This window comes from Planctobacterium sp. R6, assembly GCF_055755215.1.
Map to the genome: position 1 here is coordinate 70,587 of NZ_JBVTQY010000016.1, position 22,394 is coordinate 92,980.

The window sequence follows — 22,394 nt, forward strand, 5'->3', positions numbered from 1 at the left end:
GTGCGCAATGGCTCATTATTATTGTAGGAGTGACAACTGCAAAAATACAAAAACTTTGTAGATTATGTCCGATATATTTCTGCTCTTATCATCTCGTTTTCGACCAAATAGTCAACATCCTGAAACTATTTTCTATTTTTATTGGCTTAGATTGCCTTTTAAAGACAAACCAGGTAATTCCGTTTACTTTTTGTTGCTCCACTGGCAAACTCATCAGACCACTTGAAACATTTTTGAGGATTTTACCATGCCAGAATATCGTGCTCCCTTAGCCGACTTCCAATTTCTTCTTCACGACTGGTTAAACGTCAGTGACCATTATCGCCATATCGGTAAAGACGATATTGATGCCGAGCTGGTAAATGAAATTATTGCCCAGGGCGCGCGCTTTGCTGAATCAGAAATCGCCCCAATTAATCAGGCGGGAGATCAGCAGGGATGTAAACTCAGTGATGGTAAAGTCACTACTGCACAGGGTTTCCCAGAAGCCTATCAGAACTATATTGAAAACGGCTGGAACGCCATGCTGGGTTGTGAAGAATATGGTGGCCAGGAACTGCCTTATTCGGTGGCTATCCCGGTACACGAAATGCTGGTATCCGCCAATGTTAGCTGGCGCCTGGTTTGTGGCCTGACTGAAAGCGCAGTACTCGCGCTGGAAAAACACGGCAGCGATGCGCTAAAAGAAAGTTATTTGCCCAATTTAATCAGCGGTGAATGGACCGGCACCATGAATTTGACTGAGCCTCAGGCAGGCTCCGATTTAAGCTTACTCACCACCAAAGCTGAACCTAATGACGATGGCTCCTATAAGATTTCCGGCACTAAAATCTTTATTTCCGGTGGTGACCACGAATGGACCGATAATATTATTCATCTGGTACTGGCCAGACTGCCTGATGCTCCTCCGGGTGTGAAAGGCATAAGTTTGTTTCTGGTACCTAAAATGCTCCCCGGTGAAAACGACGCTTTCGATGTGCCTAATGCGGTCTCGGTGGGTAGTATCGAACATAAAATGGGCCTGCATGGCTGTCCCACCTGTGTCATGAATTTTGACGGTGCGACAGGCTGGCTCATTGGCGCACCACACAGTGGCCTGGCGTGTATGTTTACCATGATGAACGACGCGCGCTTTCAGGTGGGTTTACAAGGTACCGGCATCGCTGAGGCATCTTATCAGGGAGCACTTACTTACGCCAAAGAACGTTTACAATCGAGAGCGCCACAGGGTGTGCAGCAGCCGGAAGAAAAAGCCGATGCCATCATTCATCTACCAGATGTGCGCCGCATGTTACTGACTCAAAAAGCGCTGACAGAAGGTTGCCGGGCTTTGGGTTTGTTGTACGCCAAACAGGTAGACCTGGTGCGTTTTGGTTCTCCAGAAGAGCAAGCAAACGCAGAAGCCATAGTTGCCTACCTGACCCCCATCACTAAATCTTTCTTTACCGATGTGGGACAGGAAGTCTCCCAGTTGGGGGTTCAGATTTTTGGTGGACACGGCTACATTCAGGAATGGGGCATGGAGCAATTGATTCGCGATAGTCGTATCACACAATTGTACGAAGGCACCAATGGAATTCAGGCATTGGATTTGATATCCCGTAAACTGGTGCGAGACGGCGGTAAAATGCTTCAGGCAACGGCTGAACTATTTGCCGGTTTGATTACCAACATCGCCAATCAACAGGACCGCGATAAGGCTCAGGAAGTCTACGATTTGTGGTTAGCCGGCTCGCAATCTTTGATGGCGGGAGATGCGTTTGATACTGCCAGCCGAGCCTATGATTACATGCAGTTTTGTGCCTATTCATTATTGGCCATATGCTGGCTAAGTCTGAAAGACACTGCATCAGGCAATGACAATCAACAACTTGCCAATAGCAAGGCGAAAGTTTGTGAGTTTTACTTAAAGCGCCTGTACCCGAGAGCCCTGATGCACAAAGCCGCTCTGACAGACAACGGTGAGGACCTCGCCGCGTTTACTCTGGACGATTTTTAGCCGTTCAGGAAACGCAAAAAGGGAGTCAAACGACTCCCTTCAATAACCGTTCTGGTTACTGGCGAACACCTTCAACATGCAGTTCCAATAACACCGTTGTTGGCCCTAAAATTTCTTTCATGCCATAGTCCGCCATGCGGATCTCGGTATTGCCGGCAAAACCCGCACGATAGCCGCCCCATGGATCATCACCTTCACCAATTTTCTCGGCATCAATAACAATATTTTTAGTGGTACCGTGCAGCGTGAACTTACCCGCCACTTCCAGTTTCCCATCGCCTTTATCGGTGATTTTAGTACTGACAAACTTTGCTTCCGGAAAGTCTTTTACATTTAAAAAGTCATCGCTGCGCAAGTGTTTATCGCGTTCTGCGTGATTGGAATCAATGCTGGCCGTTTTGATATTTACCGCGATTTTTGCCGCTTGTGGCTTTTCAGCATCATAGCTAAACGTGCCTTCAAATTCGTTAAAGCGCCCGGTCAACCAGGAGTAACCCAGATGCTGTGTTTTAAAGTTTATCGAAGCGTGAGCACCTTTGCTGTCGATAACATAATCCGCAGCCTGTGCCAGGGGTGATAACAACGCAGTAAGCAATACAGCGGCTAATGTTTTTTTCATAATAATGTCCTCAAATTTAATGTATCAGTTTTTTAGTACACGCAGCATACGGCGCAGCGTATTATCTTTATCAATAAAGTGATGTTTCAGCGCTGCCAGCGCATGCAACACCACCAGTACTATCAGTCCATAGGCCAGGTACTCATGCACCAGCCCTGCAACATCCTCCTGATTTTCCAGCAACTCCCCGAATCCGGGCACTGTCCACCAGTCAAATATTTCTATACCGCGTCCATCGGCGGTTGAGATCAAATAGCCGCTGCAAAATATGGCCAGTAACAAACCATAAAGCGCGGCGTGCGCCAGGCCAGCGAGGCGCTTTTCCCAGGGTTTGCCCAAAGCTTTGGGAGCAATATTAACGAACTTCCAGCCCAACCTGAGCAAGATAAACGCCGCTAACAACAAGCCAACACTCTTATGCCAATGAGGTGCAGTTCGATACCATTCACTGTAGTAATTCAGCTCCACCATCCACCAGCCCAACGCAAACAGCCCGATAACAGCAATGGCCGAAATCCAGTGCATCACTATGGCCACCCAACCAAAACTATTTTCGCTGTTTCTCAGCATACCAACCTCTAAATGACCTGAATCACCACACGATATCAGACAAAAATGAACATAAAAATGTTAAAAATACGGGCTTAACTGTCGAATAAATAGAACCAATCGTCTCAGACGCTGGATTTTATGGCATGGTAAAGGCTCCGTCCAGCTATTGTAATAGCCACTGCGGCCAACACTTTGTAAGCAAATCTTTCCCGGACAATCCTACTGATGGATAGCCGGGAAAGTGTATTTTGGCGGGGTGTTATTTGCAGTCTGCAGGTGACTTGCCTGTGATAGATTTAACCAGATCTTCCAGCGCCGGGGCCAGGTCGTGTTCCGGGATCAACACTTCCACCAGTGCCGATTGCTCCGGTTGTGACTGCACTATTTGCAAAGTGCGGTACAACTCTTCACAATTTTTTACCTGATAACCCGGCATGTTGTACGCCGTAGCCAGACTCAGATAATCCCACCTCGGCAATATATCAAACGGCGCAAACTCGCCGTGAGGCGTAAAGGCACATACATCCACAAAAGATTGCTCTATGGCATATACGCCATTACTCATCACAAACACGACCGCGTCCAGTTGGTTGCGCGTAATAGTAGACAAAGACTGACACATCATCATAAATCCACCATCGCCAGCCACCACCAAACTGCGCTTGTCTGAGGCCATAGACGTACCGGTGACGCAGCCAGTTTCGTGCCCTAGTGATCCCCAGGCGGCATCGCCTACAAAACTATCCTGCGGTAAGCCCACCAATCGGGCCGCCTGGTAAAGCGACGAACTTTCTCCCAGTATCAGATTGGTGACAGGCAACAACCGCTCCCTGACCAACCAGCCCCAGAGCACATCAAAGAAGGATTTGTAGCCCAATGGCTGTGCCAACAGCTCGGGGGTTAACTCCGGCATGGCAGGCAAAACAGGTAGCGGAATGTCATTGCGAGGGAAAGCACAGCTTTGTTCGCAATATTCCGTCAAGGTCCGGATAAAATCCGGTAGTTGTACATTGTGATAATGTTGATACCCCACCCTTGCCTGTTCAGCATCAACCGCAATGATATCGGCGAACTGGTTTTCCAGTATATCCAGATAATCGTCAGTGAAAATAACGCCTAATGCCAGTATCGCATCAGACTCACTGAAATAATCGTTGGTGCCAGGGTTAGAAGCTGCGCCGGCGTATGTACCAATGAAAGTACCCGCGTTCTCATCCAGGGTGGTTTTTCCCAGTGTGGTGGTAGCATAGGGTAAACCTGACGCTTCCAGAAGGTTTAACACTTTTTCTTGCAGGCCGAAACGAGCAATTTCAACGCCCACCAACACCACGGGTCTTTTAGCGCTTTTGATTTTCTCAATAGCTATGTTAATCATGGCTTCCAGGGATTCCTTTTGACTGCCCTGTGACAGCGGCGTCAAAGTCCCCTGTGGCGGCTCACACTCCATGCCCCAGACGTCCTGCCAGGCTTCCAGGTATATGGGACGACGGTGAGTAATGGCTTGAGTTAACGCGTGATCAATTTGCTGCAGCGCCTGGTCAACATGACTCAAAATTTCGGCGGCAACGGTGACGTTGCTATACACATTCCGGTCTGCGCCCAGGCGGCCTGTGGAGTGATGAAACAAGACCCCGGTTTGTTCAATCGTGACCCGGTTAGCAGTAGTCGGGCTGGCTGTGATCACCACCACCGGATTGCGCTCCACCCAGGCGCCTGCGATAGCATTTAAAGCACTAAAGGTACCGACACCAAATTGCACCGATACCGCCCCTATCCCTTTGTACCTGGCATAACCATCTGCGGCATAACCTGCGCCTAACTCATTGACATCACCCACAGCGTCAATACCGTCAAAAGCTTCCAGGGCATCCATAAATTCAGCAACATAATCGCCTGGTACCTGAAACACTTTGTCTAAACCCAACTGTTGCAACCTGGTCAGCAGATAATCAGCCACCGTGAATTTCGTTTTTGTGGCGGGCTGCACTAGTGCGTTATTTTTGGACATGATTAATACCCTCATAAGCAAATTCTGTCACCTCATCCAGGGTTTTACCGCAACCTGAACAGGTAAATGGCGGTTTATCAACGTCACACTGACAACCGTCCGGACAAGGCACAGGTAAAAAGCTAAAGCCATGATTAGCCTCCAGCCAGGATGAGTAATCCGGATCGTTGACTAACCAGTCGGGTTTAGCCAATGCAAAAAATGACTCCAGGGTAGATTCTGCTGTGTTTAAGGCACCTTCTACCCAACCTTGTTCATAGGAATAGGCTTCGCCAACAATATAGATATCCTGGTCTTCTACCGGATGACGCATCCGACACATGACTTCATCCAGTCGGTAATTGGCTTTCCACTCATGCCAACCACCGCCATAGGGATCTTCGCCCCACTCCTGATATACCGCCGAATAGGGCATGGGCAGTTCTTTTTGATTGTGCAGTGCTTCAATCTGGCGCTGTGCCGACTCCACCATATCCTGGGTGATTTGAAACTCGTGTCTGAGCATCACGTCTTCACCTTCTATTGCGCAGCGACTTTGATTGGGTAAAAAACCCTGATATTGCTCGCCTTTTTCTAACCCCTTCCAAAACGGAATGGTTTCAATATCGTTGTAAGACGCCATTAACAGTGAATTCATGGTGTTTTCGCCGCCTTCCTGTTCACATTCCGTGCCCATGTAGTAGGTTTGGCGAATGGGCAAATCGGTAACCGAGCGGCCAGCCACCAGGCCTAAACTGCGCCACCAGGGGCGCTCGTAAGCCATGAACATTTTGAAGGCCTTTTGTATCAATACGGACGGGATATTTTCTTTTAACCAGGGATCATCAAAGAAGGAGGACTTAACCAACTCTAATGAGCGTCTTGGTATCGCCAAAATCACTTTTTTAGCCCGAACCACGGTGGGTTCAACATCGTTACACTGCCGGGTTTTACCGGCCTCATCAGTGATTGTGGGATAAAACAATAGTTCGTAAGTGCAGTTTTTGTCTTTGCGTAGCCGCAACGCATCAAGGCGATGGTTCATATAAATGCGCTTACCGTCAGGAATAACCCCGCCAGCCATCGCATTAAAGTTCGCTGCCAGGGTTAAAGGCAACGCCTGAAACCCGTCTTTTAAGGTTAAAAACACCGTGTCATCGGAATATTCAGTGGCAGGTAATTGCGTTACTGCACTGGCGTTAGCCACATTGGCATCGTACCCGCCGGCGTCTTTCATAAATTGGTAGGCTTCATTGCTGAGCACGCGCTCCAGTAAATTCCAGAAACCGTATTTCCAGATTTCTTTGCCAAAAACCTTAAGTTGCATCTGTTCGCACAGGCTCATATCAGCAAATCCGGGGCAAATCAGATTCATCACCTTAACCTGCAGGTTTTCGGGGCCATAGCCTTTTTCAGACCAATTCATTTTATAGGGAATGCGATCCGGGCATTCGGCAAAATCCCGATACCGGAAATACTCACCGCGTAAGTAAAACAAGTTGTTATCAGCATGCGCAACCGGACTGGCAGGATCATTTGGGTCAATGGGCAGCGACGAACCCATCGGAAAATTCTTGGTTTGCAGCCCCAACTCATTCACCAGGGTTTTCACCATGATGTGGTCCTCAGGGATGTAACGCATGCCTCCCAATTCTGCCACCACGTTGGGTAATCCGGGAATACGTCGGCTGTAAAGTCTGCCACCAATGCGGTTACTGTATTCAAACAGGGCAATTTTTTGTTTGTCGCCATAGGCCTGTTGCAAACGCCAGGCGCTATACACGCCAGATACTCCTCCCCCGACAATCGCCACGTCTAATTCTATTTCATTCATTTTCCTTTTCCCTTTAACAGTTTGATAATCCTGCACACAACAACCTGTACAGAACGAAAGTGTATTTAATTTCTTTTGATAAAGAGTAAAAATATAGCCAACTTTTAAGAATGTGCTGTAAAGATATGGCGATTTTGAGAATTAATTTTCACTGACAGAAAATCTGGTGAGATGAAGCCTGTTAGGGATGAATCAGTTAAGCGGGTTATTTTGCAGTGCTGGCGGAAGAATCGCCGTTGCAGACATCCAGATAATGCAGAATTTTTTTGCGACCATCTTCAGAAGCGTACATTTCCAAAGGTGTGGCATTGTTAAACAAAGGACACGGATGGTTGAGCCACTTTTCGGTGAGTCGCGCATCATTAAAGAAGACCATGGCTTTCTTGTAGAGTTCGCTTTCCATTTTATTGGCTCTTAATTACTGCACCAGAAACATAGAAGGAATTCATAAAAATGTAAAGAAACGGCGCTCAAAGTTGCCACTGAGCTTTGATACTGTCATAGCTGCCATCCCTTTTCATTGATTCCAGGGCCTTTCTTAATCGCTCCACTATCACCTTATCCGTTGTTAACCCCGTTGCTATGTGTAGCTCTCTTGCCAGTTCCGGTAAGGCCAGAAAACGCATCACCTGATCCGGGGAATAACCCGCCTTGTTTATTTCAATATTCTGCGACAAGGTATTGGTCAGCACAAAGTCAATATGCGCCTTGAACAACATCCCCCAAAGATGATCATAACGCAATGCCAGGCCTAAATTGTGTTTGTCACTAAAGCCCTGCTGACGAAGATAGCTCTCCGAGAAATAGCCCCTTACTGTGCCCACTACGTACTTTTTGGCGTCTTGTAAGGATGTCAGTTGAATGTGTTGATTACTTTTTAAACCGATCAGAAACGCCTGCGTTTCATAGACGGCACCAACCCACTGAAATTGTGCTTCCCGGGGCCCTGACTTTAACAAGGACAACATAAACACGTTCGCTTCATTGCTGGTTAGCTCAAACGCCCGCGCCTGGGGCATAAGAATGGTTTTTGCAGGGTATTCGGCTCTGCTTGCCACCTCTGCGGCGATGGCTACCAGAAAGCCCGTTGCGGTATTGTTTTCATCGTTGAAGTGAATGGGGGGCAACTCTTCAGCAACAAACAACAATGGATTCGCCAGCACATTCCCGGCGCTCAGTGCCAACATGACAATTAGCCATCGACAGCACTGATACACCTTCATCTAACTTTGCCCCTGGTATTGCTCAAGGTAAGCTTCCAGATAATCAATTGCCTCGGATTCACTGGCAAACAGGATCTCATCCAGTGCGGGTTCAACACCCAGTCTTTCTCTGATACGGCGAGTTTGCGCAATCGCCACCGGTGATTTCAGTACGTAGGCTGCTCTTACACATCCCAACTGCAAGCCAATTTTACCCCCTGCTATCAGCATAGTTTCTGCTTCCTCGGTGCCCACCATGGCTTCCGATGAACTGCTCAGATAGCCCCAGGGACTGCCTTTAAGATCGCCCACCACCTTAACCAGGTTGTCACAAAAAAACTGTAAAACACTGGCGTTAATGGCCCCAAAAAAACTGGCCACCACAATCCGGCCTCGTCGCTGCAGGGTCACACCACCAAATTTATTTTTGAATTTAAGCAGATCAGTCAAATCGTCGATTTCAGCATAAGTTGATAACAATCTTCTACGAGCCTCATTTGGGCTAAAAGTTCCCGGAGCCTATGACCATTGCGGTACACTATTGCAGCAGTCAACTGGCCCTAGTTTAGCTGGCGAAAATCCAGAATGGAATCACTATTACAGGAAACTAAACAGCAGGTAAGATGCCAGCAACACTGTGACCCACATCACCATAGTACTGGTGGGGTTTGTTTTGGAGAGCTTGCCAAAAGGTCCTTTGCGGTGCAGGAAGACATGATTCAGATTGTCCAACCATGTGCTCACCCATTGACCACAGGCCCGCTCTACACTGCGAAACATCACCAGCCCCAGACGCAGTGCCTCGGGAAGCAATTTGCGATACCCCCACTCGGCATCAATATTTACTGAGCGTATTTCAGGCGGATAATAGCCTTTGAGGTTTAACCACACAAACGCCAGGGCCGAGAAGAACAATAACTGCGTCTGCGTCAGTACGTGGCTGGTGTCATAAGGGCTATAAGTGATAGCAAACGGCAACAGGCTGTATAGCAATTCCGGGAAAACACCGATGGTAATGCACAGTGTCGCCGCCAGCGCCATGGCCAACAGCATATTCAGTGGTGCTTCTTTGGTTCTGATGCCGCTGTCGTGAGCGAAAAAGGCGAAATACGGGATCTTAATACCCGCGTGATGAAATACCCCGGCGGACGCAAACAACAGCATCAACCAGATCCAGTCATAGCCTTCTTTTAGCGCTGCACTCATCACCATAGATTTGCTGACAAAACCGCTGAATAACGGAAAGGCAGAAATAGATGCCGCGCCAATCAGGCAGAAAATAGTGGTCTTGGGCATACTTTTATACAAGCCGCCAAGCTCTGATGCGTTATTGCGCCCGGTCATATGCAGCACAGCCCCGACAGACATAAACAAAAGCCCCTTAAAGATAATATCGTTGAAGGCGTGTGCAACGGCGCCGTTGATAGCCAGTGCAGTGCCGATACCAATACCCACCACCATAAAACCAATTTGATTGATCATGCTGTAAGCCAGCACGCGGCGTAAATCGTTTTCGATCACCGCATAAAATATCGGAAAACAGGTCATAGCAGCGCCGACATACACCAATACCTCTGCTCCCGGAAATGTGCGGGCTAACATGTATACGGCGGTTTTAGTGGTAAAGGCGCTTAAAAACACTGTGCCTGTCGCGGTGGATTCAGCATAAGCATCCGTCAACCAGTTGTGTAAAACAGGAAAGGCGCATTTAATGCCAAAGGCAATAAAAATAATCCAGCCAGCGGTACTTTGCAGTCCGATAAAGCCCAATGCAGCTTCGCCGGATTGCTGGATGTACAAAATACTGCCTGCAATCAACAGTAAGCCGGAAATGATTTGAAAGTACAGATACCTCAGGCCAGAACGCAGTGCGCGTTCGGTGCGTCTTGCCCAAACCAGAAAAACCGAAGTTAAGGCTAACATTTCCCAGAAGACGATAACGCTAATCAGATCACCGGAAAACACCGCCCCCAGCGCGCTACCGGCATAAAGTAACCCGGCAATTTGCTGCATTTTATCCTTTACGTGCCAGGCGTAAACGGCAGCAATGAACGCGGCAATATGGAAGATAATGCCAAACAGCATACTCAGCTTATCCACTTTTAGAGGGGCCAGTTGTAAATCAAACAGTTGCCACTGCCAATGCAGGCCGTCGGAGAGACTAAGGCATAGTGGCAATCCCAACAACGGCACCGCCACAGCAACCAGCGGCCGCCAGCGGTCATTGCTTAGCAACGCAACAATCGCTCCCAGGTAAAAGGGAATAAAGGGTGCCAGTTCAATCCCCCACATGGTGCTCTTTTCCTTCGTTCTGCTTTTCTGATGTTTCGTAATAATCCTCATCACGCATTACAGCAAGGCGCATCCATTTGGCGACAAGCACCAACACCACACATCCCACAAATCCGTATAATGGATAAAAGCCGGGAAGCCATTCCCAGGGGTGCTCAGTGTGGCGATGCAGTACGAAATCCAGAAGCAACAACATCGCACAGCCCACATAAAACACCTTAAGCAGGCGCTTCACCTTATTGGGATCATCAAAAATGTGTTTATCTGTTGGTTTCATTTACACCACCTTACTTGCAAGTTGGTAAATGGCATCGGCAAAAAAGAATAAGCCAACACATGCCAGCGTTGTGAGCACAATAGCCAGTAGAGAGGCTTTAGGTGCAAGATCTATGCTTCCGGTAGCAGCAGGCGACAATGGCACTGCCGCCGTTGCAGGAAAGAACGCCCGTAAGGACACCGGTAACAAATAACCAATACTCAACAGTGAGCTTAACATCAGAAGTAGCATTAACAGCCAATGCTCCGTCTCTACCGTTGCCATCAGCAACAACCATTTACTCCATGTGCCACCAGCGGGCGGCAAACCAATAATACCCAAACTGGCGATTCCAAAGGCCAGCATGGTGATGGGCATTTGTTTACCCAGGCCCTGCATATCCTGAATTTCAGTTTTATGGGTGGCCACTAAAATGGCTCCGGCACAAAAAAACAAGGTAATTTTACTGAAGGCATGCATGGCAATGTGCATGGTGCTGCCTATTATCCCCAATGGTGTGGCTAACAATGCCCCCATGGTGATGTACCCCAGTTGACTCACTGTTGACCAGGCGAGGCGCGCCTTAAGGTTGCGCTTTCTGATAGCCACCAATGAAGCGACCAGAATAGAAAACCCCGCCAGATAAAGTAAAAAGGTAGTGCCGGGCAAATTGGCCAGGCGTTCAATGCCAATGACATACACCATAACCTTGAGTATGGTAAAAACACCGGCTTTAACCACGGCAACCGCATGCAACAAGGCACTAACCGGGGTTGGTGCTACCATGGCAGCGGGCAACCAGCTATGCAGTGGCATGAGTGCGGCCTTACCAATGCCAAACACAAACAGCACCAGGATCACAGACACCACTTCATCACTGACCTGTGCAAACAAACCGCCATTTTTAAAATCCAGCGAGCCGGTAAAATGCCAGGTACTGATGATGGCCAATAACAAAAACAGGATGGAGCTGAGCAACAATATCCCCAGATACACTCTGGCACCGCGTTTAGCTTTCGCGGTTCCCGCATGTGCCACCAGCGGAAAGGTGGACAGGGTCAGTAATTCATAAAAGATAAACAAAGTCAGCAGATTGCCCGCAAAAGCAATACCCAATACCGAAAAAATGGCGATGGCAAAGAAGCAATAGAACTGCGTTTGTCTGGGCTCATGATGGGCCCGCATGTAGCCTGTCGCATATAACGTAGTTACTGGCCACAGTGCACTGGCCACCAGCGCAAAAACCATACCCAGAGGTTCAATCTTGAAGGCGATAGTTAATCCCGGAAACAAAGCGAACAGGTGGCACTCAATGGCAGTACCGGCCCATGAACTTTCCAGCAGCAACAGGTTAACAATAAAGACGAATATGCCAAACGTTATACTCAGGGTTTCCCGAATGTTGGGTTGTTTGCGAAACAGAACAATCAACAGCACTAAAAAAAGCGGCAATGAAAGTGTCGTAATTAACAAGGTACTGGCATTCATGGCAGCACCTCAATGTGCATTAACTGGGTCGCGATCTGGTCAGTGAGCGTCACTGTCAGGCGGGTATCCATACCAAAATACAGATTGGCCAGCACCAGCAGCCATACCGGGATTAAGAGCGACAACGGCGCCTCTTTAAGTTGCGCCTGATTGACTAGAGCAGGCTTGAAATAAGCGGCATCCACCACCTTCCAGATATAAATGACAGAAAGCAGGGAACCCACCAAAATAATGACGGAAACCAGATACCAGCCCTGCGCAATAGCTGCCTGCAACAGATACCATTTACTGACAAAGCCGACGGTAAGTGGCATGCCGATAATACTCACGCCGCCAATCACAAAAGCCGCCAGGGTATAGGGCATGTGCCGACCTATGCCCTGAAAGTGTTTCAGACTAACCCCGCCAATCCGATAAAACACCGCGCCAAGCGTTAAAAACAGCGCCCCTTTCATCAGGGCGTGATTGAACAAATGCAACAGGCTGGCCATAAGCCCAGTGATTGAACCAAAGCTCAACCCCAACACCATATAACCAATTTGCGCGATGCTGGAGTAGGCTAACATGCGCTTGATATTCTGCTGATTGATAGCCACCAGCGAAGCCACCAACACCCCCAAAGTGCCCAGGGTAACAAACACCGCCTGCAGCGGGATTGTAGTGAAGGAAAAATCCACGCCAAACACCACGAACACAAAGCGCACCACCACATACAGTGCCACCTTGGTGGAAGAGGCTGCTAAAAATGCCGTTACCACGGTGGGCGCATAAGCATAAGCATTGGGTAACCACATATGCAGTGGAAACAGCGCCAACTTCAGACAAACACCCACAATAAAAAAGCAAAATGCCACGAAAATGGTGCGGGTATCGGCCATTTCCGGTAATCGCTCAGCTAAATCAGCGATATTCAGGGTGCCGGTTTTCATATACAGAAGCCCGATCCCAATTAATATAAAGGTGGCACCTATCGTGCCCATCACCAGATACTGAAAAGACGCCCACAATGCCCGACGGTCGCGACCCAGGGCAATCAATACATAAGAAGAGAGGGAAGAAATTTCCAGAAAGACAAACAGGTTAAATGCGTCACCTGTCACCAAAATTCCCAGTAACCCGGCAAAACATAACAGATAGGCCACATAAAAATAGGTGTGTTTTCCAGGTGCGATATCCTTTTTATTTTCCAGGCTGGTATGGGCAGACGCTATCACCAGCGCGCTGATTGCGGTGATGATCAGCGCCACAAACGCGTTTAGCTGATCAACGCGAATTTCTATGCCATAGGGCGGCATCCAGCCACCGAGATGGTAGGACAGCGGACCGGTATCCGACACCTGCCACAACATCAACGCAGCAACAACGAATGAAAAACCCGACACCAATAAGGTGAACAACCAGTTGAGCAGTTTGTGGTTGATCAACAGGCATAATGGTGCCGCCAGCAGCGGCACAATAACCTGCAAAATAGGTAACTGTGCACTACTCATGGAACGGCTTACTCCTTTTTTCACTGCGACGTTTTTTCACATCCCATCGTTGAATAACATCCTCTTCAACAGTGTGATAAGCCCGTTTAATTCTGACTATCAGCGCCAATGCCACCGCCGTGGTGGAAATACTCACCACAATCGCGGTCAGGATCAGCACATGCGGCAATGGATTGGAATACACCGCCGTGCCTTGCTCTATCTGAATGGGCGCAGTGGCTCCCGTCACTTTCGCCATACTGATATAGAGGATAAACACCGAGGTCTGAAAGATGGTTAGCCCCACCACTTTTTTGATCAGATTGCCATCGGTGATAACAATAAATAATCCACACATCATCAGGGCGACCACAATCCAGTAGTTATAAAGACCGAAAAATGTCTGTAGCCACTGAGTCTCAAAGTTCATGACGCCCCCTGGTCTTTTCGCCATCCCGGGCAGCTACTACCCTGGCTGATTTTGCTGGCGAAATCACACTTCCGGTAAAGGTAAAAAACACACAAACCATCACCGCCGCCACGGTCAGCCCTACGCCAAATTCAATCAGTAATATGCCCAGGTGTTGCCCGGCAACAGGTGTCTCCAACAACACCGAATAATCTAAAAAGTTGCCGCCCTTTAACATGGAAACAATGCCCACAGAGCCATACAACAAAACCCCCAACGCAGCACAAAATCGAATAACCGGAAAGCTGATAACCTGCATTGCATTTTCCAAACCATAGAGCATGCTGTAGAGAATGATGGCTGCCGCAAAGATCACTCCGGCCTGAAACCCACCACCGGGCCCAAAATCACCGTGAAACTGCACATACAGAGCAAACAGTAAAATAAACGGAAGTAATAGCTTGGAAGTAATCCGCAATATCAGGTGGTGTTTCATGGGTTGCATGTCATCCACTACAAAACCATCACGGGAATGGGGCAACAACGCCAGCACAGCCACACCAGCGGTAAACACCACAACCAATTCACCGAAGGTATCAAATCCCCGATAACTGGCCAGCACGGCAGTAACGTAATTGGGAATGCCAATTTGTTGCTCGGTATTTTCCAGATAATAAGCCGCTACATGACCATTCGCCGGATTTTCAGGCATGCCAAAATAGGGCATTCCCAGCGTGCCATAAATCAACAGGACCCCAATCACCAGCACCAAAAGCAAGCCTATCCGGGTACGAATACTGGGTCTGGATAGCTCATACCGCCCGGTTATTGCCAGAGTAGTCAGCATCAAAATAGTGGAGATTCCCGCGCCCACAGCAGCCTCAGTAAAGGCGACGTCTACGGCATCCAAAACCACGAACAGACTGGCCGACAACAAACCGTAAATGCCACTTAACATAGCGATGGCAAATAGATCTTTCAGGGCAATAATGGTGAGTGCCGTCAGCAGTAAAAAAAGCAGCAGAAAAACATGAATCAGGGCTTCGATTTTACACCTCCTGACGAATCATCCTCCCTGCTCATTGCCGGGATATCGATACGGATATGTTCCCCCAGAGGTTTGCGGCCACTGTGCAGTGCCGCTTTTGCCATCGCGTGACTGGACGCCGGCCCGGTTATCAGTAAGAACAACAATATGAACAGCAGTTTTAACGTTACCAGGCTAAACCCTGCCTGCAACATTAAGCCACTAAGTACCAATCCAGCCCCTAAGGTATCGGTTACGCTGGCAGCATGCATACGGGTAAAAAAGTCGGGGAACCGATGTAAACCAACCGCACCGGAAAAACAGAAAAAGCTGCCGCTGAGCACTAAGATGCCACTGAGAATATCAATCCACAGAACATTATCTGTCATGATTAATTTCCCCCCGCTTGTCGTATTCAAAAAAGCGTAAAATTGCAATCACACTGATAAAGTTCATCAGGGCATACACCAGTGCGATATCCAGAAACATCGGCCTGCCCATCAAAAACCCCACCACGGCGATAAACAATACGGTTTTAGTGCCAAACATGTTGACCGCCAGAATACGGTCGTACAAAGAAGGGCCAGCCATTGCTCTGAGCAAGGCTAAAAACATAGTGACCACTATGGCAATTACAGCTGCGGTTAACATCAGGACACCAACTGCCGAACTTTCTGGCCTTTTTCACCGCTGAGAATGTTGCTGAACGCACTGTCTGTCAGAGCGTGAACCGTTATGCTGTCTTGTTGAAGATCTATTGAAATAGTGCCCGGCGTGACCGAAATTGCATTGGCATAAATGACTTTTTCCATGTCACTCATCTGGCTCAGTGTATAAGTGATTAACTTAGGTGAAATGGCAGGCTTAAATTGCCAGATATGTTTGACCACCAGCAAATTGGAAAGGAATAAATCCAGTAACAACCAGCTCAGGAATCGGGGTAATTTCAGCTCAAATCCCACCGGGTGAGTTTCACCGTCTAAAATGTTGAGCCGATACACGATATAGAGTACCGCCAGCACCGACGCCAATCCCAAACTCAGAATTAACAGTGAGGTATGCCCTGACATTAGCAACCAAAATACAGCTAAGGTCATACTAAAACTTAAAGTATGTCGCATATCCCCTCCATGCCAGCTATTGTCTATCAGGGCCTGTTGGCCTCTGGTGTGTGAATCTTGTTAAACCGTGTTTTTACTTACTTTTTTGCCTCTATGATTAAAGAGTCGGTGCGCAGATAGTGCATGACTTTTTCAGCGACATTGCCGAAAATCATGCCGGATAATCCGCTGCGTCCCATGCTGCCCATCACCACCATTTCGGCTTTGAGGTCATTTGCACAATGGGGGATCATTTTTTCAGGTTCGCCCACCGTCACATGCAATTGCACATTGGGAATATCAAACGGCGACACGACCGCGGCCAACTTTTCCTCTGCCTCAGCGCGATGCTTGCGTTCGTGCTGCCTGACGTCGATCATATCCAAATCCATTTGAATACCGGATACCGGAATGCAGTAAACAACGTGCACCTGGCAATCAAAGGTGGACGCCCATTTCCGCGTCCAGTCCAAAATGGTGTTATTGAGCTCAGTGTGGGCCGCATCATCCGTGGTCGGATCTATCGCCGTCATCAGCGCATGTTTGCAATTCCAGCGATGATGATGTGCTATTAGTACCGGAACCGACACATTGCGGATCAGTTCCCAGTCACAAGGGGTGTGAAACAGCGACTCTGAGCGATGACCCGTTTTAATGATCAAATCAAAACGCCTGGTTTCGCAATATTCCGTCACCCACCTAGCCACGTCTTTAGTAACCACGACCTGACTTTTAATCGCATCTTTATGGGGGTAATCTTCAAAGATGTCACTCAGTGTTGCGGTTAGTTCTTGCGCTGATTTGGCAAGTGTGGCCGCATCGTGTTTATCTTCTTCCTTGATAAAGCGGATCACTTCGATGTCTTCTCCCATCGGAGCCGCAATATCGTGAGCTTTAATTAATGAGCAATTTTCCCGCTCGTGTTTATCAGTAATAACCAGAATCGTTTTAGCCATACGGCCTCTTTATAGCGCATTTTTTGAACGAATAAGCCTAAGTATAGATGAGATCTTAAAAATTGAAGGAAAACCGAACAAATCTTGAAAATAGATTATAAAATCAACGATATAAACAGAGATGCAGATGCTTAAAGTATCTATTACCTGGCGTTAATTCAGGTTAACAACAACGCCTGCAACCTGAATCAGCACCGGGCCTAAAGAATCAACTTCCGTGTTTAATTGCACCTCTGAAACCCTGCGAAACGCCAGTCCGAACATAGCTCAGAAAAGCGTCCTTAAGTCCATTTTCCGGCCACACTATTTTTGCACGTCAGCGGCAGATGCGCTGGTATTAAGAGTCTGATTAAAGCGCTTTATATCTGCCGCTTTCACCAGGCTATACACACAAGGCAATACCAGTAATGTCAGCACCACCGCGCTGGTCATACCGCCCACCATCGGTGCCGCAATACGGCTCATAACTTCTGAGCCAGTGCCACTACCATACATAATGGGCAGCAGTCCGATAATAATCGTCGCCACCGTCATCATAACCGGGCGCACTCTTAACCCTGCTCCCTGCAACAGGGCTTGCCGATAGGCGCTATCAGAAATGATCCGATTGTTGAGATTAGCTTGTTCTTTTAACTCCTGAACTGCCTGATTGAGATATACCAGCATGATAACCCCGATTTCCACTGCGACACCGGCCAGGGCAATAAAGCCAACCCCAACGGCCACTGAAAAGTTGAAGCCTTCAAAGTACATCAGCCACAATCCCCCGATCATCGCCATGGGCAAGGTAGCGATGATTAACACCACTTCACTTAAGCGACGGAAATTGAGATACAGTAAGATAACAATTATGGCTAATGTCAGGGGCAATACATAGCTGAGCTTTTCTTTGGCGCGTTCCATGTACTCATACTGCCCCGCCCAGTTGATAGAATAACCTGCGGGTAATTCCAGCTTTTCACTCAATGCAACTTTGGCGGCATTAACATAACTGCCCACATCAATATCTTCGATATCTATAAAGGTCCAGCCATTGATTCTGGCGTTCTCACTTTTAATGCCAGGTGGGCCATTTTCGATATAGATATCCGCCACATCACCCAACGCTATGCGCTGGCCTGAAGGTGCAATCACCGGCAAGCGCGCCAGCTTTTCCGGTGAATCCCGATAGTCCTGCGGATAGCGCACATTCACTGGATAGCGCTCCTGCCCTTCCACCGTTTGGGTAACATTAATACCGCCAATTGCCGTGGCAACCACCTGCTGTACATCCGCAATATTCAGGCCGAAGCGGCTGGCTTTATCGCGCAAAATATCCACTTTGATATAGCGCCCACCAGCCACACGCTCAGAGTAGACCGAAGCGGTTCCAGGCAGTTCGCCCAGGATCCGCTCCAGTTGCTGTCCAATGTCCTGGATAACACTCAGCTCCGGACCGGCCACTTTAATGCCCACCGGCGTTTTAATCCCGGTGGCCAACATATCAATGCGGGTTTTAATGGGCATAACCCAGGCATTGCTGACGCCCGGAAACTTCACCAAGGCGTCCAGTTCCGCTTTCAGACTTTCAGTGGTGAGACCCTCTCGCCATTGGGATTTGGGTTTCAACTGAATAAAGGTTTCGATCATAGTCAGTGGCGCCGGGTCTGTTGCTGTTTCAGCCCTTCCCACTTTGCCAAAGACGTTCTGCACCTCGGGAACCGTGCGAATCAGCTTATCGGTTTGTTGTAACAACTCTCTGGCTTTACCAATGGAAATACCGGGATAGGTGGTGGGCATATACATTAAATCCCCTTCATCCAATGGCGGAATAAATTCACTGCCAATCTTGTCAACCGGATAAAAGCCTACCAGTGTCACCATCAATGCCACCACAATCGTTATTTTGGGAAACTGTAATACTTTGCTCAATACCGGCATATAACTGGCTATCAGCAAACGGTTTAACGGGTTTTTCTTTTCAGAAATCACGTTACCGCGAATAAAGGAGCCCATTAACACTGGCACCAGGGTAATAGCCAGTCCGGCGGCAGCCGCCATTGCGTAGGTTTTGGTGTAAGCCAGCGGCGCAAACATACGGCCTTCCTGTGCCTCTAAGATAAACACGGGTAAGAATGAAACCGTGATAATCAACAAACTAAAAAACAAGGCAGGCCCCACTTCGCTGGCGGACTTAGCCACTATCTGCCAACGGTTTTCATCGCTCAGCGGCGTTTTCTCTATGTGTTTATGCATGTTTTCGATCATCACTATAGCGCCATCCGTCATGGCGCCGATAGCGATAGCAATCCCCCCTAAGGACATGATGTTGGCGTTGATCCCTTGCAGATGCATGATAATAAAGGACACCAAAATGCCCAACGGCAGGGTGATCACCGCAACAATAGAAGAGCGAAGGTGAAATAAAAAGGCCACACACACCAGCGCCACTACAGCCAGCTCTTCGAGCAACTTACCCCAGAGATTGTCAACAGCGCTCTCTATCAGTTGTGACCTGTCATAAACCGGCACCACTTCTACCCCTTCGGGTAACGAATGCTTAAGTTCATCCAGTCTGGCTTTCACACCGTTAATGGTTTGCTGCGCATTTTCGCCAAAACGCATAACGATGACACCGCCTACCACTTCGCCTTCACCATTCAGCTCAGCAATGCCCCGGCGCATTTGCGGACCCATACTAACCTGAGCCACATCGCCAATAGTCAACGGCGTGCCTTTTGTATTCACACCCAGCGGTATTTGTTCGATATCTTTAACCGACTGGATATAGCCGGTGGCGGTGACCATGTATTCGGCTTCAGCCATTTCCAGCACCGAAGCTCCGATCTCCTGATTACCGCGGGTCAACGCTATCTGCACCAGTGACAGTGGTACCCCGTAGGCCCGCAACTTGTCCGGATCCACCTGCACCTGATACTGACGCACCATGCCGCCGACAGAAGCCACTTCTGATACACCGTCAACGGTTTGCAGTTCGTACTTTAAAAACCAGTCCTGAATACTGCGCAACTGACTGATATCGTGTTTACCGGTTTTATCAGTTAACGCATAGATGTATATCCAGCCCACCCCTGTGGCGTCCGGCCCCAGTTGTGGCCTTGCCTGCTCGGGTAAATTTGGGGCAACCTGACTTAAGTATTCTAAAACACGGCTGCGGGCCCAATAGATATCCGTGTCATCATCAAAAATGACGTAGACATAAGAATCCCCGAAAAAAGAAAAACCTCTGACGGTTTGTGCACCTGGCACCGACAACAAGGCCGTGGTGAGTGGAAAGGTTACTTGATCCTGGACTACCTGAGGTGACTGTCCCGGATAACTGGTTTTGATAATCACCTGAACATCGGATAAATCAGGGATAGCATCAACCGGTGTATTTTTCAGACTATACAAACCAGCAAACACTAAAATAAAGGTACAGAGCAACACGAAAAAGCGGTTGCCAACAGACCATCTGATGATTGCTTCAATCATTAACCTTTCCTCAATTAATGACCAGAATGGTCCTGATGTTGTTTGGCATCAGCTGCAATTTCGGTGATCACCAAATCATCCCTGACTTCAAAGATAAAGCGGATCGCATCACCCGCTTGCCAACTATCCAGAGGTAAACTCTGCGCCAGCACAAAGTCCATCGTGGCAGGACCACGGTTCCATTTAGCAATGGCTTCGCGACTGATATTCAGAGTGCGTCTTTCTCTGTCTATCGCATTAATCACACCACTTACGGTCGCTTCAGGGTAGTCTTTCTCTACCGGCCCCATAACGTGAATCCCAGTCACGGAATAGCCGCCATCGGCCAACTTTGTCACTTCAAAATGCAACCCATAGCCAGCTTGTAATGCCTGCATATCAACAGATTCTGCTACATCAAAGTCCATGGTCATTTCTGGCCATCCCCAGGCCTGTACCTCATCATGAGTGATATTGACACTGCGCTGTTCAGCTTGCACAGAATGTATCTCGCCTTCCATCCAGACAGCGTTAGGTTCTTTGTTGGGACTCATGCGCTGAAAGTCCGAACTTTTGCTGGACTCAGAATCAATGAGGAATTGTGCCGATGTGACCACCCGGTCGTCGCCATTCAGGCCTTCCAGAATTTCAATAACATCATCGGATATACGGCCGATTTTAACCGCCACAGACTTGTATTGTCCCTCGCCCATCACCAGCACTACGCGGTCCTGATCGCCGGTGCGAATCACAGCTTCACGGGGCACCAATAAAGCATTTTCTTGCGCATCGGCATGAATGGTGACCTTGGCGAACATATTAGGTTTGAGTAACCTTTCGCGATTATCAAATTTCAAACGTACTCGTAAGGTTCGGGTCCTGGCATCAAGTGAAGGATAGACATAATCGACTTTGCCAGGCCAACTGCGCCCAGGTAAATAATCCAGGGTCATGGTCACTGACTGGCCGGACTTTATCAGGGCCGCGTCTCGCTCAAACACTTCCGCTTCCACCCAAACCTGCTCCAGTTTGCCTATGCTCATCAGCGTGTTACCCGGCTGAACATAAAAGCCTTCACGAGTTTTCAGGGCATCTATCACCCCGGACTGAGGGGCATAAAAAAACACGGTTTGTGAAGCGCTACCGGATGCTTTCAGCTCCTGAACAAAATGCTCAGACACCTGAAGTGCCAATAAACGCGCCCTTGCGGCGTTAATTAAATCCCGATTATTGCGTTTTAATGCCAGTAAATACTCTTCCTGAGCATTCACCAGTTGCGGTGAATACAGAGAATATAAAGGCTGCCCCATTTGCACCGGATCCCCCTCGGCTTTGACGTACAGTCGTTCAATCCAGCCATCAATACGCGGATGGATATGCACCAGGTTATCCTCATCATACTGAACATAGCCCACAGTCTTAATTTGCTGGTGCAAATCCATGGTTTTTACTTCCGTCGTGCGCACCCCAAGATTATTGACCACATGCGGGGCAATTTTGACTACCCCAGGCCCAGCGGCTTCGTTACCCAGGTCTTCTTCATAAACCGGGATGAGATCCATGCCCATCGGCGATTTACCTGGCTTGTCGCGCCGATAATTGGAATCCATAGGAGCTATCCAATACAGGGGTTGTTTTTGTTGTTCAGCTTGCTCTCCCTCTGAGGTATTTTCTCCGCCAAACATCATCAGCACACTACCCAAAACAAGTCCGATTAACAGGGTTACAAGCAATTGAACCTTTTGTTTCAT

20 protein-coding genes are annotated in these 22,394 nt (G+C 48.4%); 1 reads left to right on the forward strand and 19 read right to left on the reverse strand.

Going from position 1 to position 22,394, the window contains the following annotated elements; genetic code table 11:
• Positions 1-247: 247 nt before the first annotated feature.
• Positions 248-1,999 carry an acyl-CoA dehydrogenase family protein gene (locus tag AC0J20_RS12070; protein WP_473021829.1) on the forward strand — a complete coding sequence of 584 codons (1,752 nt, stop codon included), beginning with the start codon at positions 248-250 and terminating at the stop codon, positions 1,997-1,999.
• 55 nt (positions 2,000-2,054) lie between these two features.
• Here the strand turns inward: AC0J20_RS12070 and AC0J20_RS12075 are convergent, their stop codons facing one another.
• The 19 genes from AC0J20_RS12075 to AC0J20_RS12165 form a co-directional block, all read right to left on the reverse strand.
• Positions 2,055-2,618, reverse strand: a complete 564-nt coding sequence (locus AC0J20_RS12075; RefSeq protein WP_229528204.1) for a YceI family protein — start codon at positions 2,616-2,618, stop codon at positions 2,055-2,057.
• Between the two features lie 24 nt (positions 2,619-2,642).
• Complete coding sequence (locus AC0J20_RS12080) at positions 2,643-3,188, reverse strand: cytochrome b (RefSeq protein ID WP_473021830.1); 546 nt, start codon at positions 3,186-3,188, stop codon at positions 2,643-2,645.
• Positions 3,189-3,429: 241 nt separating this feature from the next.
• Positions 3,430-5,178: an alpha-keto acid decarboxylase family protein gene (locus tag AC0J20_RS12085; protein WP_473021831.1), complete on the reverse strand. Its 1,749-nt coding sequence runs from the start codon at positions 5,176-5,178 to the stop codon at positions 3,430-3,432.
• Positions 5,165-6,991: a flavin monoamine oxidase family protein gene (locus AC0J20_RS12090; RefSeq protein WP_473021832.1), complete on the reverse strand. Its 1,827-nt coding sequence runs from the start codon at positions 6,989-6,991 to the stop codon at positions 5,165-5,167. Before AC0J20_RS12090 ends, AC0J20_RS12085 begins: the two co-directional genes overlap by 14 nt.
• Positions 6,992-7,196: 205 nt before the next feature.
• The gene (locus AC0J20_RS12095; protein ID WP_229528200.1) at positions 7,197-7,394 is read right to left on the reverse strand and encodes an MbcA/ParS/Xre antitoxin family protein; all 198 of its coding nucleotides are present in this window, start codon (positions 7,392-7,394) and stop codon (positions 7,197-7,199) included.
• 67 nt (positions 7,395-7,461) lie between these two features.
• Positions 7,462-8,214: a substrate-binding periplasmic protein gene (locus AC0J20_RS12100; RefSeq protein WP_473021833.1), complete on the reverse strand. Its 753-nt coding sequence runs from the start codon at positions 8,212-8,214 to the stop codon at positions 7,462-7,464.
• Positions 8,215-8,673 carry a hypothetical protein gene (locus AC0J20_RS12105; protein WP_473021834.1) on the reverse strand — a complete coding sequence of 153 codons (459 nt, stop codon included), beginning with the start codon at positions 8,671-8,673 and terminating at the stop codon, positions 8,215-8,217.
• A gap of 117 nt (positions 8,674-8,790) precedes the next feature.
• Positions 8,791-10,485: a Na(+)/H(+) antiporter subunit D gene (locus tag AC0J20_RS12110; RefSeq protein WP_473021835.1), complete on the reverse strand. Its 1,695-nt coding sequence runs from the start codon at positions 10,483-10,485 to the stop codon at positions 8,791-8,793.
• Positions 10,472-10,762: a hypothetical protein gene (locus AC0J20_RS12115; protein ID WP_473021836.1), complete on the reverse strand. Its 291-nt coding sequence runs from the start codon at positions 10,760-10,762 to the stop codon at positions 10,472-10,474. Before AC0J20_RS12115 ends, AC0J20_RS12110 begins: the two co-directional genes overlap by 14 nt.
• Positions 10,763-12,229, reverse strand: a complete 1,467-nt coding sequence (locus AC0J20_RS12120; RefSeq protein WP_473021837.1) for a proton-conducting transporter transmembrane domain-containing protein — start codon at positions 12,227-12,229, stop codon at positions 10,763-10,765.
• Positions 12,226-13,719 carry a monovalent cation/H+ antiporter subunit D family protein gene (locus AC0J20_RS12125; RefSeq protein ID WP_473021838.1) on the reverse strand — a complete coding sequence of 498 codons (1,494 nt, stop codon included), beginning with the start codon at positions 13,717-13,719 and terminating at the stop codon, positions 12,226-12,228. The genes AC0J20_RS12120 and AC0J20_RS12125 overlap by 4 nt, the downstream gene beginning before the upstream one ends.
• On the reverse strand, positions 13,712-14,128 hold the full coding sequence (locus tag AC0J20_RS12130; RefSeq protein WP_267498175.1) for a cation:proton antiporter subunit C: 417 nt from the start codon (positions 14,126-14,128) through the stop codon (positions 13,712-13,714). Before AC0J20_RS12130 ends, AC0J20_RS12125 begins: the two co-directional genes overlap by 8 nt.
• Entirely contained in the window at positions 14,118-15,155 is a 1,038-nt protein-coding gene (locus tag AC0J20_RS12135; RefSeq protein WP_473021850.1) for a DUF4040 domain-containing protein, read from the reverse strand. The genes AC0J20_RS12130 and AC0J20_RS12135 overlap by 11 nt, the downstream gene beginning before the upstream one ends.
• A complete protein-coding gene (gene mnhG, locus AC0J20_RS12140) occupies positions 15,143-15,523 on the reverse strand; it encodes a monovalent cation/H(+) antiporter subunit G (RefSeq protein WP_229528193.1) in 381 nt (126 codons plus the stop codon). Before mnhG ends, AC0J20_RS12135 begins: the two co-directional genes overlap by 13 nt.
• Positions 15,513-15,785: an MrpF/PhaF family protein gene (locus tag AC0J20_RS12145; protein WP_229528192.1), complete on the reverse strand. Its 273-nt coding sequence runs from the start codon at positions 15,783-15,785 to the stop codon at positions 15,513-15,515. The genes mnhG and AC0J20_RS12145 overlap by 11 nt, the downstream gene beginning before the upstream one ends.
• Positions 15,785-16,255, reverse strand: coding sequence for a Na+/H+ antiporter subunit E (locus tag AC0J20_RS12150; protein WP_473021839.1), 471 nt, complete (start codon positions 16,253-16,255; stop codon positions 15,785-15,787). Before AC0J20_RS12150 ends, AC0J20_RS12145 begins: the two co-directional genes overlap by 1 nt.
• 77 nt (positions 16,256-16,332) lie before the next feature.
• Complete coding sequence (locus AC0J20_RS12155) at positions 16,333-17,190, reverse strand: universal stress protein (protein WP_473021840.1); 858 nt, start codon at positions 17,188-17,190, stop codon at positions 16,333-16,335.
• 303 nt (positions 17,191-17,493) lie between these two features.
• The gene (locus tag AC0J20_RS12160) at positions 17,494-20,664 is read right to left on the reverse strand and encodes an efflux RND transporter permease subunit (protein ID WP_473021841.1); all 3,171 of its coding nucleotides are present in this window, start codon (positions 20,662-20,664) and stop codon (positions 17,494-17,496) included.
• Positions 20,665-20,678: 14 nt separating this feature from the next.
• On the reverse strand, positions 20,679-22,394 hold the full coding sequence (locus AC0J20_RS12165) for an efflux RND transporter periplasmic adaptor subunit (RefSeq protein ID WP_473021842.1): 1,716 nt from the start codon (positions 22,392-22,394) through the stop codon (positions 20,679-20,681).

Coding starts and splice junctions, on each gene's coding strand:
- AC0J20_RS12070 (WP_473021829.1), top strand. CDS start 248: ATGCCAGAATATCGTGCTCCCTTAGCCGACTTCCAATTTCTTCTTCAC.
- AC0J20_RS12075 (WP_229528204.1), bottom strand. CDS start 2,618: ATGAAAAAAACATTAGCCGCTGTATTGCTTACTGCGTTGTTATCACCC.
- AC0J20_RS12080 (WP_473021830.1), bottom strand. CDS start 3,188: ATGCTGAGAAACAGCGAAAATAGTTTTGGTTGGGTGGCCATAGTGATG.
- AC0J20_RS12085 (WP_473021831.1), bottom strand. CDS start 5,178: ATGTCCAAAAATAACGCACTAGTGCAGCCCGCCACAAAAACGAAATTC.
- AC0J20_RS12090 (WP_473021832.1), bottom strand. CDS start 6,991: ATGAATGAAATAGAATTAGACGTGGCGATTGTCGGGGGAGGAGTATCT.
- AC0J20_RS12095 (WP_229528200.1), bottom strand. CDS start 7,394: ATGGAAAGCGAACTCTACAAGAAAGCCATGGTCTTCTTTAATGATGCG.
- AC0J20_RS12100 (WP_473021833.1), bottom strand. CDS start 8,214: ATGAAGGTGTATCAGTGCTGTCGATGGCTAATTGTCATGTTGGCACTG.
- AC0J20_RS12110 (WP_473021835.1), bottom strand. CDS start 10,485: ATGTGGGGGATTGAACTGGCACCCTTTATTCCCTTTTACCTGGGAGCG.
- AC0J20_RS12115 (WP_473021836.1), bottom strand. CDS start 10,762: ATGAAACCAACAGATAAACACATTTTTGATGATCCCAATAAGGTGAAG.
- AC0J20_RS12120 (WP_473021837.1), bottom strand. CDS start 12,229: ATGAATGCCAGTACCTTGTTAATTACGACACTTTCATTGCCGCTTTTT.
- AC0J20_RS12125 (WP_473021838.1), bottom strand. CDS start 13,719: ATGAGTAGTGCACAGTTACCTATTTTGCAGGTTATTGTGCCGCTGCTG.
- AC0J20_RS12130 (WP_267498175.1), bottom strand. CDS start 14,128: ATGAACTTTGAGACTCAGTGGCTACAGACATTTTTCGGTCTTTATAAC.
- mnhG (WP_229528193.1), bottom strand. CDS start 15,523: ATGACAGATAATGTTCTGTGGATTGATATTCTCAGTGGCATCTTAGTG.
- AC0J20_RS12145 (WP_229528192.1), bottom strand. CDS start 15,785: ATGTTAACCGCAGCTGTAATTGCCATAGTGGTCACTATGTTTTTAGCC.
- AC0J20_RS12150 (WP_473021839.1), bottom strand. CDS start 16,255: ATGCGACATACTTTAAGTTTTAGTATGACCTTAGCTGTATTTTGGTTG.
- AC0J20_RS12155 (WP_473021840.1), bottom strand. CDS start 17,190: ATGGCTAAAACGATTCTGGTTATTACTGATAAACACGAGCGGGAAAAT.
- AC0J20_RS12160 (WP_473021841.1), bottom strand. CDS start 20,664: ATGATTGAAGCAATCATCAGATGGTCTGTTGGCAACCGCTTTTTCGTG.
- AC0J20_RS12165 (WP_473021842.1), bottom strand. CDS start 22,394: ATGAAACAAAAGGTTCAATTGCTTGTAACCCTGTTAATCGGACTTGTT.